Source organism: Marinomonas gallaica (genome assembly GCF_001639745.1).
Classification (GTDB): domain Bacteria; phylum Pseudomonadota; class Gammaproteobacteria; order Pseudomonadales; family Marinomonadaceae; genus Marinomonas; species Marinomonas gallaica.
This window is the reverse complement of record NZ_LTAX01000003.1, coordinates 297,091-314,675: the sequence shown is the minus strand read 5'-3', so window position 1 is coordinate 314,675 and position 17,585 is coordinate 297,091. Positions and strand designations below refer to the sequence as shown.

The following is a 17,585-nucleotide window of genomic DNA, read 5'->3' as shown; positions in this document are numbered from 1 at the left end:
CATGAGTGACGTGAATAGCCAAGCAGCTGAAACATCAGCAAGTGCTGAAGTTCAAACCGAAACTGCTTCAATGCAAGGCAACTGGGTAGAGTCTGCCGTGAACTCTGGATCGCAAAGACATGTGCAAATAAACGTTCCTGTTCTGGGCATCCTACTTGGGTACGATGAAGAGGGGGCTCCTTATATTTCGCATGATTACAGTGATCTTCCTCATATCAAAGCACTTTCAACAGTGAAACTAAAAGAAGACGATATAGATCAGCCTGTTACCTTAATCTTCAATCAAGGAGACGCCAGTAAGCCGATTATTATCGGTGTGATTCAAGAACCGGCATTTGAAAAAGATGAAGAACCACTTGTTTTAGAGAACGAGCATGGTATTGAGCTGAAGTGTGGTCAAGGAAAGATTGTGTTAGATCCTACAGGCGGTGTATTTGTTCAAGGTAGCACGATTAATACACAAGCCTATGGTACAAATCAGCTGAAAGGCGGTGTGGTGAAAATTAACTGATGGAACTGAATAACTTTACCAACCTACAAGCGCAATATGTCGGCAGTACGTTAAAAGATGGACGCGAAGTGATTGTGCTGGTGGCAAAAGGCACTTGGCGTATTCCCAGTCAGGGAGAAGCGCCGACGCTGATATATGATAATCCTGTTGAAATCATGGTGGCCGACAGCACGCAGGGCGATCCTGCCACCAGTCCCACGTTATATGAAAATGATCTCGCACCGATTAAGCCCAAATGCGATGTGGTGATGCATGCGTGCGCATATAGTCCTAATGATGAGGCCGTGGCAGAGCGCGTGGTCAATCTAATCGTTGCCGATCAAATTGATAAAAGCATTCGCGTATTTGGCCCACGTGCATGGAAACGCACAATGTTAGGCGCAGAGCCTGATACAGCACAGCCTTATCTCAAGCAAGAAATACGTTATGACCTTGCCTTTGGTGGCGTTGATATGACGGACTACGATAGCAAAGGAAAAATGCATGAATGTGAAAGTAATCCTATTGGCATAGGGTATGCGCCAAAAACGCCACTACAAGACATAGTGGGGACTTCCGCTCCACAACTTGAGGCAATTGACCAGCCCATTAAAAGTCCAGATAAAAAACATTATCGCCCAATGGCTTTTGGTCCAATCGCACGGCGATCACAGCCTCGTTTAAGCTTTGGTGGCACTTATGACCAAAACTGGCTAGAGAATGTCAGCCCATTTCTCCCTGATGACTTCGATGAGCAGTATTACCAATTTGCGCCCCAAGATCAGCAGATGAACTATTTACAAGGTGGAGAAACGGTAACATTAGCAGGCGTGACACCGGATCAGTTTCGTCAATTTCAGCTACCAACGACACAGCTTTATATGGCCGTTATCAAGTCGGGTGGACAAGAGGAAATACTAGACTGTCACGCGGATACCTTATTTCTAGAGCCTGAACTTGAGCGTTTTACTATCACTTGGCGCGCGTATGTTCCTATCGAATATTACCCAGGGGAAATCGACAAACTTATTGTTGGGCACCCTACACCCGGTTGGCGCCGAGCGAGAGCCAAAGGCAAGGAATATCGATCATTGAAAAGGCCTAAAACAGTATGAGTACCGCCAATACTTTACCCGTGAGCGTGAGTGCGCCTCTTTACATTGAAGACATCGGCTTTTATTCATCATTAGGGTGTGGTTGGGAAATTAACGGGGCTGCGATGATGCTAGGCTACAACGGTCGTTACGATGAAGTGGCTCGTTGTGCATTAGATCGTCAGGTACGCGGCTATCGTCGTTTGGTGAGCTTACTCAAAGACTCGATTCAAGAAATGGATACTAAGGATATTGGTCATGTCTTGCTGTGTACCAGTGAACCCACGCGCGCTGGCTTGATCGCAGATATTCACCTAAAGCAACTAAGCGAAGCGTTACTTGATGATGAAGACATTCGTCAACGAATCGGCGGTAAACCGCTCTCTATTTTAAACAGCGGCCGTGCTTCTTTGGTATATGCTTTTGAAAAAGCCAATGCTGTTTTAAACCAAAATGTCGATAAAGTATTAGTGTTATTTGTTGATACTTACTTAATGAGTGGGACGTTATCGGCTCTAGCCAATCCTCCTTATAGAGAGCGTATTCCGCACAAACTAAGAGTCCTAATACCTGAGCGCAACAGTAATGGCTTTATCCCCGGCGAAGCAGTCGGCGGGATGATCATAAGTCGACAGGCTCATAACGCCGATTTAAAAGTGCTCGGCACCAGCATTCAACATGAAAGTGCTTTAATCGATACCTCTGACGTATTGAAGGGGCAAGCGCTTACATCGGCGTATCGACAAGTCTCTGAAAGGGCGGAAACGCCTTTACATGACTGCCGATACCGTATGGCGAGTATCTCTGGCGAGCAATACTTCTTTAAAGAAGCAGGTTTGGCACAGACCCGTGCCCTGACACAAAAAACCGAATCGCAACCATTGTGGCTGCCAGCCAGCTACATCGGTGAAACGGGGGCAAGTGTAGGGTTAGGGATGATTACGATGGCTCGTTATGCCAATCAGCGTGGTATGGCCCCAGGTGCCCATGTGATCGCCCACTGTAGCAACGATGACAGCGCTCGCGGTGCTTTTATAATGGAATACACAGGAGAGCGTCATGGCTAACCAAGTTTTTGCTAATGGACTAGAAATCGCCTGTAAAGCGGCGGCTGGTTTGTCCCCCGCGGCTTTTCCAGATCCGTGTTTCAGTCCTTATTTGATCCCGTATCCGAATACGACCTTTGCGAAAGACCTCGCCAATGCTAGCACCACAGTCTTTATCACGAATAAGCCTATCGCTCTGAAAGATAAATCGTTCTTTGCGACCAGTACCGGCAATGAACCAGCGACCAATAACTACGCTAGAGGGTTAAAGACCCAAGTGATAACGGGCAAAGCCTACTTCCGATCTTGGTCCATGGACGTGTTTGTAGAAGGGTATAACGTCTGTCGTCATACCGATAATATGACCCATAACCACGGCTCTGATCCGGGTAATACAGGACACTGGCAATATCTCGATAGCGCCTCTGCCGCTAAAGCTTGTGAGAAAGATCGAAAGCGTGTTGAAGACGAGTGCGGTGTTTCTAAAAAGGATAATGATCGTTTTAAGAAACGCCAAGAAAAAGCCTCAAAGCGCAAAAAGAAAAACTCGGCTTCTTCCTCTAAGTCTAGTAAACCACGCAATATGACATGGAAAGACAAACATTGTACTGGTGTGATGATCAAACCGACCAATATTAAAGAGTTAGAAGATAGGCTTAGTGAATTAAAAGAAGAAGCCACCGGTATGATTGCTGACATGGAAGGCGTCTTAAAAGATTATGCTATTGAAACAGGAAAGGATTATGCCATCAGGGCTGGGGCAAAGCATGTTGGCGCATTAGGTTGTACCGTATTTACTCCAGCAGGAACGGCAGCCTGCGAGATTGGTGTAGGCGTATATAATGTGCTGGATGGCGTATGGACGGCAGGCAGTACCGCGGTTGAAGTGTATGGGATGCGCTTTGAAGCGGGGACGTTAGTTGATCAAGCGCGTACTTCCAAAAAATACATGAGTAAGCTGGCAGAGTATGAATCACAGTTGAGTCGTGCAACCAGCCAAAAAGAAATGGATCAATTAAAGTCTGATTTTTGGGAGTCTTTCCGCGTAGATATGAAAGAGTTCGTCGAAGATAATGAGTGTCTTAAAGCGCGTAAATGTATGTTAGTGCCCTACGACTCGGGTCAAAAAGGCGGAAAGCATGGTAAAGAGACTTCTTCAAACGTCGCCAAGACCAGTAGTGCGGGTAAGACAAATGCGGATGATCTGTTTGGCAAGCTAGGCAATGCCTCGACAGGCGGTTGCTGCCCCGGTCAAACGGGCCACCACCTACTCCCCGAGGCGTGGTTATCGGATAGCAAGTGTGGTTACAGCAAGTCAAAGCACAACAAGGCACCAACCGTCTGTGCGGAAGGGGTGGGCCATAGTGATGGCACCCATGGAACGTTTCATACGAAAACGGATGAAGTGTCAAAGAAACATCTTGGTGAACAAGTTTCTATAGATCAGGCAATTAACCTTGCACAAGAAGGTCACCAGAATGCGGTGAATACAGACTTTGGTGAAAGGTGGTTTGGGAAGCATTGTGACCCAGATTGTATTAATGCTCAGCTCAAAGCGTTTTATAAAGATTTTAAATGTGAGCCTACGGTAAAAGATAAAGTGGGTGGAACAGATAATGCTCAAAGCGATAATGATATTCTGGATTAATTAAATGGCTAATGTAACGACTGATAAATATAAGTATTTAGATGGTTTCACTATTCATGACTGTTGTGTAGCAGCTGAAGGTTATTACGCTGTTTCAGTTGAAGAAATCTTAGATGAAGAGAAGTATGACTATTACACATCTAGAGGGGAAAGTAGGCTAGCTGTATATAATTCAGCTCGTCAAGAAGATGGAGGTCCTGCTATTTGGGGTGGGATGAGGTGGGGTAGACATTCTTTTTTCAATACTCGCTTAGTGAACACTGAACCTAAAGAGTGCTTAATGATGGACGATGCGGGGCAAGGTTATTATCTAGGTCTTGGTGATAATAAGTTTGCTGAAAAACAGCTTTCACCTAAAACGCGCTTTCATCAGTTAGCAAAAGTCGATGACCAAGTGTACGGCGTCGGCTGGGGGCGTGATGTGTTTAAACGCTTAGGCCCTGAGCAATGGGAATGTATCTCCACCGAGATCAAAGCCCCCAGTGGTAATGGCTGTGGGTTTGAAGACATGGATGGGTTTTCAAAAAATGATTTGTACGCCGTAGGCGGAACTAATGATATTTGGCACTTTGATGGTGAGAAGTGGCGTTATATTGATGTTTGCGATGAACAAATGTTGCCGCTCTCCGTATGCTGTGCCGAAGACGGTTATGTCTACATCGGCTGTGCGTGGGGGATTGTCCTACGTGGTCGAGGTGAAGAATGGGACGTTTTTCATACCGATAAAAATGTAAAGTTCTGCGATACCGTGGCTTATAAAGGTCGAGTCTTTTTTGGCAGTGAGAGTGGCGTGTATGTGGCAGAGCAAAATACCGATACGCTGAGCTGTCAGCCTTATGACTTTGAAGGGCAAATTGCCCCATTAAATGCGCGTCGTTTGGATGCAGGGTATGGCCTATTGCTGGCGGCCAGCCTTAACAGTGTTGCCTTGTATGATGGCGAACGTTGGCAATATCTCTATGGCGGCGGTCCATCGCCAAAAGAAGAGGCCATGCTGCTGGAAATGTTGACGAAAGAAGCCGAGCAAGAGCTTGATGAGCTGACAGAATTAGCCGACAAGTTAAAATCCGCGAAGGGGCAGGGCTAGATGGCGCTTTCTCCTTGGTTGTTTGCCCATGTGAAGCATGATGCGCCCTATGCTTGGTTTCGTCGTTATCATGGGCTCTTTTCTTCCCAACTTACGCCGCAGCACATTGACGAGTATGAACACAAGCTAGCGGAGTACTTGCAGCTTGTTCGGTTAGACACAGAAGGTGAGGTCGATTATCTGTCAGCCATGGGGCCGGATACATGGGGTGCCGTGTTTATTCTGACGGTCGTCGCGATAGAGCAACACAATACTGAGCGTTTTACCGTCATATTAGATGACATCGCCGAGCGTGATACCCAATACGATGAGTTGGTCTCTGCTCTGACATGGTTGCCCATAGGGCGAAGTGTCAAAGCCATTAAGCAAACACTCAAGCACGCCTCGGCAAAGGTTCGCGCCTGTGGCATTGAAGCATTGAGCATTCTCAAACAGCCCCCTGACGAGCAAAGCTTATTACATTGGCTAACGGCTGGGAGTGATGAAGAGCGTGTTGCAGCGCTTCAGTTAATCGGTGACCTGAAAGCCACGACTCCTGCTATCGCGCAACAGCTTGGTCAGTTGCTGAATATTGAAAAGGCCAATAGTACGGAGGTCTTTTATGCCATCCGAGCGGCGCTACTTCTGGGCAATAAAGACTTTGTAAGACGGTTGAAGCCTTATCTAGAAAAGCCCAACGAGCATTTTAATGAAGCCGTGATGGCTGCGTTTAGTGTGCTCTCGAAGGCTGATATTGAGCAGCAGCTCGACCAATGGTTTCACACAGGCTTGCCGCTAGAACTGCGTTTATTCGCTTTGATGGTGGCGGGTTTACCGCATCGCATGACGGAAGTATTAGACGCGATTAACGATCCGGCTTACAACCAACAAGCCGGCATGGTGTTTAGTGTGATCACTGGAATGCATTTGGATGATGCAAGCTTGTCTCTGGATGTCGCCAGTGATTTTGAGCCCCAAGCCGCCAACAGTGATTACGCTGATTTACCCATGCCGGATCCGATCCTCGCCCCCAACTGGTGGCGACAGCATGAACAAGCGTTCGATCCGAATAATCGCTACCTCGGAGGGCAAACTCACTCGCCCGAAGGCTTCATTGATCTGCACCAAAGCGCACGACAATACACCCGTTATCTAGCGGGGCAATTTGCAGCGTATCAACAACCTAACTTCGTGGCTGATAACCTCAGAGCAAGACGTATCAGAGTGTGTTAGCGCTTTTTGGCATTATTTGAAACTTTAAAACCACACGGCATGTAATCAATACATGCCGATGGCAACCTGCGCGCTTAATTAACCTACATGTAGGCCTGATCTTTAACAATTTGATTTTTTAAACTTTTTTCTTTCTCAATAAAGTGCCCTGATGCAAAAAATACTGAGCCTAACTCAACTTCATTGGATGCGGATTTAGCCGTCGAGCTTGGCGCAAAAAAAGCGGCGTGGATTACGCTTACGCCCCGTCTATCGAAGCGTTTGAAACGCCTTTTAGTGCCAAAAACGCCGACAACGAAGATTACCCTACGGTAGGGCTTGGACCTGTGGGTCGCTGGTGGCAACCCAGAGCCAGCTTAGCAGGCACCTACGACGCCGAATGGAAAGCCACACGTTGGCCGAAGCTGCCTCTCGATTTTGACTTTGCTTATTGGAACGCCGCGCCCAAGAACCAACAGATCGACTACCCGCAGGGGGGTGAAGAGGTAGTGCTCATCGGACTGCATCCACAAGGTACGCTGCGCTTTAAATTACCTGTCCCGGATATCAAATTACTGCTTCGACTGGAAGCTGGCGTACCGTTGTTCAAGCCGATGGAAACCGACACTCTTATTTTTGATATGCAACAACTAACCGTATCGGTCGTACGCCGAGCCTTAGTCGCCGCCAAGGCGGGTATCAAACAAATGGAGCTAGGCACTTGGGACATTGAGGCGGCTCGGGCAAAAAACGCTGAGTTAATCCAACAAGCGCTAGCCGCTGGTTAACACCGTTAAAGAGGACGAAAAACACCATGGCCAATGAATCCGCCACCGCACAAGACGGGGACTTTATGCTGATCTCCCTGCTCCCCGATGTGTGCTTAACCCCCAGTAAACCGGTGGGTGTGCCGGTGCCTTACATGATTACGCACACCATGGATAAAAGTAAGCAATGCTCACGAATGTCTTTTTTCGGAAAAAAGCCGCCTACCTGCACGATGAAAGCTTCGTGGACAACATCACAGGGGACGAGCCTGGCGCGGGAATGGGCGTGGTGTCTGGAACCCACGTCAAAATCAGCTACAGCATTTTGAAAAGCAGCACCGTATACGTCAATGGCAAACCCATTGTGCGAACGGGCGATCAAGCCTGGATGAACGCTGAGAAGCCTTAGCTAATTTAAAAGAGCTGACCTTTTATACAAGGTAGCTGTGAATCAGGAAGAAAGGTACAGAAAGCACATGGAACAAGTTACATTAGCAACACTTGATGTGTGTGTAGATCGAGAAACAGGCGAAGAATGTGAACTACCTGAGCCAAAGGAAGGAAGCGTTCACCCAAATAGCCAACCAGCACCCGCTGCGCCACCTAACACCTCTGGAATGGTTGTTCCCAAGACCAGTCCCGAAGCCAGTGGGGCAGGTAACAGTGCCCCAACAATCGAGCCGATAGAAGGGGAAGGAGATTGGTGGGAAGAGAATAAATCCGATGCAGCGCATGCAGCCCTTGATGCAGCGGGGATGATCCCCGTTATAGGTATCTTTGCGGATGCGGCCAATGCTATATTTTATGCAGTGCAAGGGGAATTCACGACCGCAGGTGTAAGTGTCTTAGCCATGATTCCCGGTGCAGGTCAGGGCGTTACGGCCGCGAAATATGGCGCCAAAGCTGCCGAAACAGCCGTAGAAGCGGGCGCCAAAGCGAAGGCCAAGCAAGAAGCCGCTGAAGCCGCTGAAGCCGCGGCCAAGAAAGCCGACGCCCCACCACCAAGCAAGCCCCCGAAGAAAGATAAGGATACTGAAGGGCCAAAAGAGGGTGAGGGTAAAGATGGTGGGTATGTTGAGGGTGGCGGGAAATTTAATGACCCTGAATTGGAAAAAGATTATCAAAAGTATGTATCTCGTAAAAAATCTGAAGGTAAGGCTTATAGAGATAGAGATTCGTGGAAAACAGAGTCAGATTATTGGAAAAATGATTCGCCAATGGCACGAGGTAATCGTTTCAATAAAAAAGCTGAAAAAGAGGGATGGTATGATTATAATGAAGTTCATTTGGAAAATGGAAAGCGATTAGACTCATATTCTGAAGGAGAAATAGTCTCTAGAAAAAGTACCGATTTTGATAAAATAAAAGAATCGACTTTTGAGGGTTATGTAGATGAAATTAATAAAAAATACTCACCAGGAACGAAGGTAAATTCTAGGAAGTATCCTGATATTAATGGTAAAGAGTTGAAAGGAGACCGGATTTTAGAGGTTCCTGATGGAAATTTTAATTCATTAAATAAATATAAATTCGAATCGATTGCTGAAAGTAAGGGTGTTAAAATAAGGTACAGAAATGAATGATAATCTTAAAGAAGCTTTTTTAGACATTGGTTTTTTTGATAAGTATTTTTTGATTTGTGAAAAATACCCTGAAAGAGACCCTCTTGAGAAATTTGATATAAGTTATATTTTAAATCTATTTTCAGAGGAAGGGTTTAATATTAAATATTTTAAAAAAGAGCGTTTTTTTAGTGTTTTTTATACTCCTGAAGTTTATATGAATATTTCAATAAAATATGGATGTTGTGAATTTATTTTTGTTATTAATGATAGCGAAGGTATAGCTTATCCTGTTTCGAAAATTATTCGGAGTCTATCTAATGTAAAGTTGGATACGGTAAAAAAACCTTTTTTTAATAGCTATGATGAACTTTTTTTCTTAGTTTCATATTTTTTTGAATTATTGAAAATGCTTTTATATAGGTTGAATAATGGGTGAAATATACTTTTTGTTTTCTGGTTTTATTTACGATAATAAGAAAATTAGTCTTATTTTAGATAAAGCTAAAGATAGTCCAGTATTGAAGAAGATAACTGATAAATATGGTGATAATACATTACTTCTAAAAGAAGGTGTGGATTTTATTGAAGGTCGTATACAGTTACCTTTTGATGCTTTTGAATTAGACATCGATGACTTTATTTATTCTGCAGAGCACTGGTTCGATCTGTTGTCTGAGATAAGAAATAATAGTTGCTTTAAGGAATTTGTAGCTGAAATAGATGGAATTGAATTGTTTTGGGACTCTAGTGACCGCAGCTACAAAAGGCCGAGATAAAGTCATCGGTAACGATAGCTAAAAAATTACGATCATATACGGTGCCAGACACATTGCTATTAACTCGTTTGGTCGGGGAAGAGAAGGTTTCGACACTGTTTGGCTTTGAGATCGAAGCATACTCCTTACTCAAAGACATTCCACCAGCACAAATAGTGGGCAAAAACGTCACCCTAAAAATCTCTCTTACCGATGACAATGCGTTATTTCAGGCGGGTAGCTATCGCTATATTAACGGCTACGTACAGAGCTTTCGTCAGGATGGTAACAAATTACAAGATTTACAAAGTTACACGGCTGTTGTCGTACCTTGGTTTTGGTTCCTAACACAAACCAGTGACTGCAAAGTTTTTCAGTTCAAAACGGTAAAAGAAATCGCTTCTGCTATTTTCGCTGAAAACGGTTTTAGTGATTTTTCCTTTCGCTTGGCAGGCCAACACCCCGCACGCGAGTATTGTGTTCAATACAAAGAAAGTGATTTTGACTTTTTATCCCGACTATTTGAAGAAGAAGGTATTTACTACTACTTCGCAGTTTAACATGACACCCATCTTAAAAAGTGACTCTCTGCTCACTTTTAGCAGAGCCACAAAAATAAGCCTGTTCCGATTATAACGGGCTTATTTACACTCTTTTGGGTCTAGATTTATATGTTTTAGGGCATTTAGTGAAAACGAGACGTGAGGAGTCCTGATCAGTTCAGATCATATGTGTTGAGTGATGAGTTTGGTTTCCTAGGCGAGTAGCTGTTTCGTTTTACTGATCTTAGGTCGCCGTTTATAGCCTACTTTTTGGTAGTAGTTAGATAAGATTAACTCTGTACCCACTGCGGCGTGGGTATGTTGTTCAAACTCGATGGCGATGGTCATCCAGTTTTCAGATGGGATATTTAGGCGCTGTAAGATCGGTGCAAACGAGAGCTCTATGCTGCCACGTTTATCTTGGCGCACAATACGACCCGTAAGATCGACAAGTTCTAGGTAGTCTTCCAAACGAAAGGGCAGGCCGTTCGGCTGGTTTTCTCTTGGATTGCCCACAAAAGGATGTAGAGAATTAGGTTGATAGTTTTTTTGGGCGGCGTGGATGCGTTTTTTGATGCTGGTGTGCTTGGATGTCTCGGGCGTTCGGTCAATCTTTGCCCTTACTGGATTCAAATCAACATATGCCATACAAGCGATTAATGCTGCCTCATCGAGTAGGGCTTGGGACTTAAAGCGGCCTTCCCAGAATCTACCGGTGCAATTATCTTCCAGATTTGCTTGTCAAGCGATGTTCTCATTTAGCTCTTTCATGAACCAGCTAATGTCCATGAGTCGCTGGCGATAGGTTTCGACCATAGCATTAAGTAGTGGCTGTAAGTAGTCTGGAACGGCCCCATCCATCATATATTGTTGTGTGATCATGGTGCCTTTATGCAGTGTATGCCAACGGCTTAGTACTTCTTCAGTTGACCAGTTTTTAGCCGACTCTTTATCAACGGCTGAAAGAAATTTTGCTTCAACACCCCGCTCTTCATGCGGACGAAACACCGCTCAATTTGGTAAAAGAAGACCGAGATAAATGCTACATGTGGGTCTATTGCAGTGGAACGGATGGGCCAGATACACCACACCCTATGTACAAAACGGCATTGAAACCGATCGTTTTATACGAGTTCCAAAAAACGCGCCAAGCGACCCATCCAAAGGCCTTTTTGAATGATTACTCAGGGTATCTACACGCCGATGGTTATGCTGGATACGAACAAACCGACACACAGCTCGTCGGATGCTGGGCCCACGCACGTCGTAAATTTATGGACATCGCCAAAAGCTTAGGAAAGAACAAGACGGGCACACATACCGTGGCACTGAACTGGATACAAAAGCTCTATGCGATTGAAAGTAGAGCTGCACAGTGCGAGACAACGGAAAAGGCCTTTGCTTATCGCCGTGAACAGACGATCCCAGTGCTAAACGACTTTAAAAAGTGGCTAGAAAAAACAGTGAAAAACAAGCCGCCAAAAGACAAACTCACAGGCGCCTTAAATTACTGTCTCAACCAATGGGAGAAGCTTGTGCGCTATGTTGACGACCCACATCTTAGCATCGACAACAACCGTGCCGAGCGAGCCATCAAGCCGTTCGTGATTGGACGAAAGAACTGGCTCTTCTCAAATACAGAAAACGGTGCCGAGGCCAGCGCGGTACTCTACAGCATGATCGAAACCGCTAAAGCCAATGGCTTAATCGCTTACGACTACCTTGTTAAAGTGTTTGAAGAACTGCCAAAAAGGAAAACAGGCGCAGACATCGACGACTTGCTGCCTTGTAATGTGACGTTAACGCCTTAAGAGACTCTCCGCCGCTTCCATGCAGCTCATTGATCGCCCTGAAGAAAGACAGAGCTCCCATCCTGGGAGCGTAAACCATCCGTGGCTCTCTGTCTGAACAACACTTTAGAGACATAATGGTCAGCTTGCATCTCTAAAGCATCACAAAGATGCGATAGATCAAAAAACATCCTCAAGGTGTGGTTTGCCGGACGCTTACGTTGTTGTCGTTATTGAGAGGGGGGCCTCAATGTAACGCACCAGTTTATCCCATTGATTTAAACTGTAGTTCAGCGCTTCGGTCAGTTTGTCTATTGGCGGTTTGAGTGGCACCCTTTTCTCTAACCATGCTTTGTAATTTGCTAGCGCTTGCAGCGCATGGTTCTGAGATAGGTAAACGCTTCTTCAGGCGATTTACATTGTTGTGTTCGGGATCCAATCACATACCACTTTTGAATATGGTTCAGTGCAAGGGTGTGTTTACCCGCTTTTCCCTTGGGAGACGTTTTGGCAATATCAGTATAGTAGCGACGTGCGTGAGACCAGCAACCAACCAGTTGTGCGCCTGTTTCTTCATATCCACTATAGCCATCAATTTGTAGGTAGTCACTGCAATACACCCACATGTAACAGGTGTTTTTTCGCCTCTTTGACCACATTAAGTATGGTTTCATCCACATGGAGTGCTGGCTGCTTCAACAGCAACTCATGCTAGCGGTCATAATAGGCTGTATCGCTATTGCACACTTTTTTATCCAGTCTTAGACATGGATTGCCGACTAAGCTCAATGCCGTATTGCTTAAACAGCGCTTCTTGGCGATACAGTGGCAAGGCGTATTGATATTTACCACTGATGATTTGCGCTAAAAATGTTGGAGTAGCGAAACCCTTTGGAATCAAGCTTGGTTTAGATGATCGTTGTTTGATCCTCCATTAAAAAAATTAAACAAACGAATTTTCTATTGTCAGTTTGTTGTGAGTTTTGTGTGTTGCGGTGTCAGGAATTCGAAATACTCGCGAGTCGAGGTTAGTGGCCTACTTATCCGGTGTTAGCATAGCCGCTGTATAAAAGCGCAGTATATATAAGGATTTACGTATGGGTAATAACACTCACGTGCGAATAAAGCTTGATCGACAAGAAACCTCTGCCAATGCCACTCGTGGCGTATTAACCATCGGTGGCAAAGCGGGCACTTGGTACATTTTAGAGCCAAGTGGCCCCGACTCCACAACGGAAGGCTCGGATCAACGCATTCCTCAGGGGACGTATCGAGTGACGTCTTATTCTTCACCCAAGTATCCTGATGCATTCGAGTTGAAAGACGTGCCCGGTCGTACATACATTTTGATTCACCCTGGTAATTTTCACTCTAATACCGAGGGGTGTCTAATGCCCGGCAAAGTGAAAATGTCAGACAACAATGATCTTGCTGTTGGACGAAGCCGAGTTGCGTTTAATGAAATAAAAGCGCATCTAGCTGGGGCGCAGCGCATAACGATCGAGATTAGTAATTCAATTATAGGAGACGCTTCAGAATGATTCGGAAATTGATGGCGGCAGGACTGTTGCTGTGTTCTTTCATGGCATCGGCTCAGACCTTGATTGAGACAAATATGTCTTGGCTGACACAGCACCAAGAACAGGTTGAAATGAGTTTATCGTCCGCAGAAGAAGAGAACTTTCTACCGGCTTTAAATACCGTGATTTTAGTGTGGGAGCACCGTGATGGTGCGTTAACCGCTGAAATCTCGCCTTATATCTTGAAGGCGATGATTGCGGAACCTGAATTAACCTTGGCCGCCTTGTTTAACTCGCCTGCGTCTTTTAACCGCTGGTTGAGCCAGTTACAAGGCCAAGTATTTATGGCGGTAACGCCAGAGCAAGTGGTGCAGCTTAATGACTTAAAAAAAGCATTGGAAGTGTCATTAGCAAGTTACATCATCAAGCCGGATTCACAATTTGATGAACAAGCAAAGCGATTGTTAGAGCAGGTTCAAGCCTCTTCCGTCTATATGGTCGATTAGTTTAAGTGGTATAAGGGGAATAATGACAAGCAGTCGTGTTCCTAGATTGTTTATATACTCAATATGAGCGAAAATAGCGCCCAATCCCTATTACCAAAACAAGCTTGCAGTGAAAAAGTCCCTCATTAGGGACTTTTTATCGACATGTGAGTTTGTGAATACAAAAGAGTTTCTAAATGGCTGACCAGCATTTTCTTGATGAAGTAAACAAGCGCCGCACGTTTGCGATCATTTCCCACCCCGACGCCGGTAAGACAACGATTACTGAAAAAGTATTGTTGTTCGGACGTGCGATTCAGTCTGCCGGTACGGTAAAAGGTCGCGGTTCCAATGCGCACGCCAAATCCGATTGGATGGATATGGAGAAAGAGCGTGGTATCTCGATCACGACGTCGGTGATGCAGTTCCCATACAATGATTGCTTGGTTAACCTGCTGGACACTCCTGGACACGAAGATTTCTCGGAAGATACCTACCGTACGCTAACGGCCGTGGATTCTTGTTTGATGGTGATCGACGCGGCAAAAGGTGTCGAGGCACGTACCCGTAAGTTAATGGAAGTAACGCGTCTGCGTGACACGCCAATTGTAACGTTTATGAACAAATTGGACCGTGATATTCGTGATCCGATGGATCTTCTGGATGAAGTAGAAAACGAATTAAAAATGATGTGTGCACCGATCACGTGGCCCATTGGTTGTGGCAAGCTGTTTAAAGGTGTGTACCACATCCATAATGATGAAACGCTGCTTTACTCCACGGGTCAGGGTCACAAAATTCAAGAGTTACGAGTTGTTAAAGGGTTGAATAACCCTGAGCTAGATGAAGCCGTTGGCGAAGAGTTGGCCGAGCAGCTACGAGAAGAGCTTGAGTTGGTGATGGGTGCATCGAATGAATTTGATCAAGAGCTGTTTCTAGCGGGTGAGTTAACGCCAGTTTACTTTGGTACGGCCTTGGGTAACTTTGGTGTCGATCACATGCTGGATGCCTTGACGCAATGGGCACCGGCCCCAATGCCGCGTGAAACACATGATCGCCAAGTGGAAGCCACAGAAGAGAAATTCTCTGGTTTCGTCTTTAAAATTCAGGCCAATATGGACCCGAAACACCGAGATCGTATTGCGTTTATGCGTGTGGTATCGGGTACGTACAAGCAGGGCATGAAAATGAATCATGTTCGTTTGGGCAAGCAAATCAGTATTTCCGATGCCGTCACCTTTATGGCGGGTGATCGTTCACGTGCTGAAGAGGCTTTTGCCGGTGACATTATTGGGTTGCATAACCACGGTACGATCCAGATTGGTGACACTTTTACCCAAGGCGAAAACTTAAAGTTCTCTGGTATTCCAAACTTTGCGCCAGAATTGTTCCGTCGTATTCGCTTAAAAGATCCATTGCGACAGAAACAGCTATTAAAAGGCTTGGTGCAGCTTTCAGAAGAAGGTGCGGTGCAAGTGTTCCGCCCGATGCAAAACAATGACTTAATCGTTGGTGCGGTCGGTGTTCTTCAGTTCGATGTGGTTGTGGCGCGCTTAAAAGCGGAGTACAACGTGGAAGCCATCTACGAAAATATTAACGTGGCAACAGCGCGTTGGGTGCAGGCGGAAGAAGGTAAGAAGTTCGAAGAATTCAAACGTAAGAGCGAGGCAAACTTAGCATTGGATGGCGGTGATAATTTAACTTATATTGCGCCGACAATGGTGAATTTGAACCTAGCAAAAGAACGTTACCCAGAAGTTGAGTTCCGAGCAACGCGTGAGCACTGATCTATACTTGACTAATTTACTTGGTTAAGAGGATAATCTTGCCATTATTTTAATGGTGTAAAGGTGTCTCGATACCTTAGTGGAGAAAGCAATGGTCGAATCAGCTGACCCTATTTCAATGACGGATGCTGCCGCAGCAAAATTGCAGTCATTGATTGTGGAGGAAGAAAACGAGCGCTTGATGTTGCGTGTGTACGTGACAGGTGGCGGTTGTTCTGGCTTCCAATACGGATTCACATTTGATGAAGAGTATCAAGAGGACGACACAGAAGTGATGCGCAATGGCGTAAAGCTGGTAGTTGATCCGTTAAGTTTCCAGTACTTGGTGGGCTCAGAAGTCGATTATAAAGAAAACTTAGAAGGTGCACGCTTTACTGTGGCTAACCCTAATGCATCTTCTACTTGTGGTTGTGGTGCGAGTTTTAGTATATAGGGATTCGCATTGCGAAAGCGTTACCAGTAGTCTTAGAAAACCCTCGCGTAATACCGAGGGTTTTTTTATGACCTCTATCTGGTTATGACGCTGTTTTGAATGATGGAGGTAGTGAGAGGTGATGCTAGGTCAATAACGACGTCATCGGTAAGCTTATTGCATGATAATCGAGTGATTGAAGCGGACTTGCTTAGAATTTCCACAGCATGACCTTTATCTAATGAGTGCGGGTACGTATGATACTCCGCTTTTTAATGAAACCGACTAGGGGAAGTTATATGAAATTTAAGTCTTACGTTTCGGCGTTGGCCCTGACGGCAGTGGCGGCGGTTCCGTTCTCTGCTCAAGCAGAAGATGTTGTGCACTTTTATAACTGGTCGGATTACATCGACGAAGAAACGTTGCCAAGCTTTGAACAAGAAACGGGTACATCGGTTGTCTACGATGTGTTCGATAGTAATGAAGTGCTGGAAGCCAAGTTGCTCTCTGGCCAATCTGGCTTTGATTTAGTGGTTCCCACGAATGACTTTATTGGCAAACAAATTCAGGCGGGTGCGTTTATGCCGCTTGATCGTTCAGCGTTACCAAACTGGTCGAATCTGGACCCTAAGATCATGTCTTTGTTAGAAGGCGTTGATCCTGGTAATAAATACTCTGTGCCTTACATGTGGGGCACAACAGGTATTGGTATAAATGAAGCCAAAGTCAAAGCGCTTTTGGGTGAAGATGCTCCGATTGATAGCTGGTCTTTGGTGTTTGAAAAAGAATACTTAGAAAAGCTGCAGTCTTGTGGTGTCGTGGCGTTGGATGCACCAACAGAGATTATCAGTTCTGCATTGAACTACTTAGGTCTTGATCCGAATACCACGGATAAAGCGGATCTTAATAAGGCAACGGAGCTAATGTTGTCTGTGCGTCCTTACTACCGCTATTTCCATAGCTCGAAATACATCAATGATCTAGCTAATGGTGACGTTTGTGTTGTGATTGCTTGGTCGGGCGATGTGGCGCAAGCGGCTGCCCGTGCAGAAGAGGCCAACAATGGCGTTGATATCCGTTATGTGATTCCGAAAGAGGGCGCGCTGATGTGGTTTGATATGCTGGCCATTCCTCGTGATGCGAAGAATGCAGCAGGCGCTCATGAACTGATCAATTTCCTATTGCGTCCTGAGATCACGGCAAACATAACGAATTACGTTTGGTACGCCAATGCCAATCCAGCGTCTATGGGCATGGTGGATGCCGACGTAGCCAATGATGAAAGTATTTTTCCGACACAAGAAGTGCGCGACAAGTTGTGGTTACCGAGCGTGTTGGATCAACGCACGACGCGCACCATTACGCGTGCATGGAACAAGATTAAATCCGGTCAATAACCACATCGC

22 protein-coding genes and 1 pseudogene are annotated in these 17,585 nt (G+C 45.5%); 18 read left to right on the top strand and 5 right to left on the bottom strand.

The annotated features are described in order from the left end of the window. Position 1: 1 nt before the first annotated feature. From AYW76_RS05430 to vgrG, 12 genes and pseudogenes are all read left to right on the top strand, one after another. The gene (locus AYW76_RS05430; protein WP_067216802.1) at positions 2–511 is read left to right on the top strand and encodes a DUF6484 domain-containing protein; all 510 of its coding nucleotides are present in this window, start codon (positions 2–4) and stop codon (positions 509–511) included. Continuing rightward, on the top strand, positions 511–1,605 hold the full coding sequence (locus AYW76_RS05425; protein ID WP_067216799.1) for a DUF2169 family type VI secretion system accessory protein: 1,095 nt from the start codon (positions 511–513) through the stop codon (positions 1,603–1,605). Before AYW76_RS05430 ends, AYW76_RS05425 begins: the two co-directional genes overlap by 1 nt. Beyond that, positions 1,602–2,651, top strand: a complete 1,050-nt coding sequence (locus AYW76_RS05420) for a hypothetical protein (protein ID WP_067216796.1) — start codon at positions 1,602–1,604, stop codon at positions 2,649–2,651. The genes AYW76_RS05425 and AYW76_RS05420 overlap by 4 nt, the downstream gene beginning before the upstream one ends. Then, complete coding sequence (locus AYW76_RS05415; RefSeq protein WP_067216793.1) at positions 2,644–4,278, top strand: PAAR-like domain-containing protein; 1,635 nt, start codon at positions 2,644–2,646, stop codon at positions 4,276–4,278. The genes AYW76_RS05420 and AYW76_RS05415 overlap by 8 nt, the downstream gene beginning before the upstream one ends. Positions 4,279–4,282: 4 nt before the next feature. Next, positions 4,283–5,365 carry a hypothetical protein gene (locus tag AYW76_RS05410; protein ID WP_067216790.1) on the top strand — a complete coding sequence of 361 codons (1,083 nt, stop codon included), beginning with the start codon at positions 4,283–4,285 and terminating at the stop codon, positions 5,363–5,365. Further along, on the top strand, positions 5,366–6,577 hold the full coding sequence (locus AYW76_RS05405) for a hypothetical protein (RefSeq protein WP_067216788.1): 1,212 nt from the start codon (positions 5,366–5,368) through the stop codon (positions 6,575–6,577). A 182-nt stretch (positions 6,578–6,759) separates the two neighbouring features. Further along, positions 6,760–7,344: a DUF2169 domain-containing protein gene (locus AYW76_RS05400; protein WP_082866117.1), complete on the top strand. Its 585-nt coding sequence runs from the start codon at positions 6,760–6,762 to the stop codon at positions 7,342–7,344. Between the two features lie 26 nt (positions 7,345–7,370). Further along, positions 7,371–7,732: pseudogene (locus AYW76_RS19635) on the top strand (PAAR-like domain-containing protein). Between the two features lie 67 nt (positions 7,733–7,799). Next, positions 7,800–8,906, top strand: coding sequence for a hypothetical protein (locus AYW76_RS05390; RefSeq protein ID WP_067216783.1), 1,107 nt, complete (start codon positions 7,800–7,802; stop codon positions 8,904–8,906). Continuing rightward, complete coding sequence (locus tag AYW76_RS05385) at positions 8,899–9,324, top strand: hypothetical protein (protein ID WP_067216781.1); 426 nt, start codon at positions 8,899–8,901, stop codon at positions 9,322–9,324. The genes AYW76_RS05390 and AYW76_RS05385 overlap by 8 nt, the downstream gene beginning before the upstream one ends. After that, positions 9,317–9,664, top strand: a complete 348-nt coding sequence (locus AYW76_RS05380) for a hypothetical protein (RefSeq protein WP_067216779.1) — start codon at positions 9,317–9,319, stop codon at positions 9,662–9,664. The genes AYW76_RS05385 and AYW76_RS05380 overlap by 8 nt, the downstream gene beginning before the upstream one ends. Positions 9,665–9,705: 41 nt before the next feature. Beyond that, positions 9,706–10,203: a type VI secretion system tip protein VgrG gene (gene vgrG, locus AYW76_RS05375; protein ID WP_067216775.1), complete on the top strand. Its 498-nt coding sequence runs from the start codon at positions 9,706–9,708 to the stop codon at positions 10,201–10,203. Between the two features lie 195 nt (positions 10,204–10,398). On the opposite strand, the gene AYW76_RS05370 is transcribed toward vgrG, so the two are convergent. Both AYW76_RS05370 and AYW76_RS19325 read right to left on the bottom strand, forming a co-directional pair. Further along, positions 10,399–10,833 carry a hypothetical protein gene (locus AYW76_RS05370; protein WP_067216771.1) on the bottom strand — a complete coding sequence of 145 codons (435 nt, stop codon included), beginning with the start codon at positions 10,831–10,833 and terminating at the stop codon, positions 10,399–10,401. A 93-nt stretch (positions 10,834–10,926) separates the two neighbouring features. Continuing rightward, positions 10,927–11,193 (bottom strand): hypothetical protein, encoded by a 267-nt coding sequence (locus tag AYW76_RS19325; protein ID WP_067216768.1) that lies wholly within the window; start codon positions 11,191–11,193, stop codon positions 10,927–10,929. On the opposite strand from AYW76_RS19325, the gene tnpC reads away from it, so the two are divergent. Beyond that, positions 11,157–11,996 (top strand): IS66 family transposase, encoded by an 840-nt coding sequence (gene tnpC, locus AYW76_RS05360; RefSeq protein ID WP_082866115.1) that lies wholly within the window; start codon positions 11,157–11,159, stop codon positions 11,994–11,996. The two genes, AYW76_RS19325 and tnpC, sit on opposite strands and share 37 nt — an antisense overlap. A 195-nt stretch (positions 11,997–12,191) precedes the next feature. On the opposite strand, the gene AYW76_RS19630 is transcribed toward tnpC, so the two are convergent. The 3 genes from AYW76_RS19630 to AYW76_RS19625 all read right to left on the bottom strand — a co-directional run bounded on the left by AYW76_RS19630 (position 12,192) and on the right by AYW76_RS19625 (position 12,876). Continuing rightward, entirely contained in the window at positions 12,192–12,308 is a 117-nt protein-coding gene (locus AYW76_RS19630) for a hypothetical protein (protein ID WP_407942996.1), read from the bottom strand. A gap of 29 nt (positions 12,309–12,337) precedes the next feature. Then, complete coding sequence (locus AYW76_RS05355) at positions 12,338–12,601, bottom strand: IS66 family transposase (RefSeq protein WP_067216757.1); 264 nt, start codon at positions 12,599–12,601, stop codon at positions 12,338–12,340. 125 nt (positions 12,602–12,726) lie between these two features. After that, positions 12,727–12,876 (bottom strand): IS66 family transposase, encoded by a 150-nt coding sequence (locus tag AYW76_RS19625; protein ID WP_197467767.1) that lies wholly within the window; start codon positions 12,874–12,876, stop codon positions 12,727–12,729. A 196-nt stretch (positions 12,877–13,072) separates the two neighbouring features. Here AYW76_RS19625 and AYW76_RS05350 point away from each other — a divergent pair, with 196 nt between their 5' ends. From AYW76_RS05350 to AYW76_RS05330, 5 genes are all read left to right on the top strand, one after another. After that, positions 13,073–13,516 (top strand): DUF5675 family protein, encoded by a 444-nt coding sequence (locus tag AYW76_RS05350; protein ID WP_067216753.1) that lies wholly within the window; start codon positions 13,073–13,075, stop codon positions 13,514–13,516. Then, the gene (locus tag AYW76_RS05345; RefSeq protein ID WP_067216750.1) at positions 13,513–14,001 is read left to right on the top strand and encodes a hypothetical protein; all 489 of its coding nucleotides are present in this window, start codon (positions 13,513–13,515) and stop codon (positions 13,999–14,001) included. Before AYW76_RS05350 ends, AYW76_RS05345 begins: the two co-directional genes overlap by 4 nt. A gap of 176 nt (positions 14,002–14,177) precedes the next feature. Continuing rightward, positions 14,178–15,767 carry a peptide chain release factor 3 gene (gene prfC, locus AYW76_RS05340; RefSeq protein ID WP_067216748.1) on the top strand — a complete coding sequence of 530 codons (1,590 nt, stop codon included), beginning with the start codon at positions 14,178–14,180 and terminating at the stop codon, positions 15,765–15,767. 91 nt (positions 15,768–15,858) lie between these two features. Beyond that, positions 15,859–16,200, top strand: coding sequence for an iron-sulfur cluster insertion protein ErpA (gene erpA, locus AYW76_RS05335; RefSeq protein ID WP_067032299.1), 342 nt, complete (start codon positions 15,859–15,861; stop codon positions 16,198–16,200). Between the two features lie 278 nt (positions 16,201–16,478). Further along, positions 16,479–17,576 (top strand): polyamine ABC transporter substrate-binding protein, encoded by a 1,098-nt coding sequence (locus tag AYW76_RS05330; RefSeq protein ID WP_067216745.1) that lies wholly within the window; start codon positions 16,479–16,481, stop codon positions 17,574–17,576. Positions 17,577–17,585 lie beyond the last annotated feature (9 nt).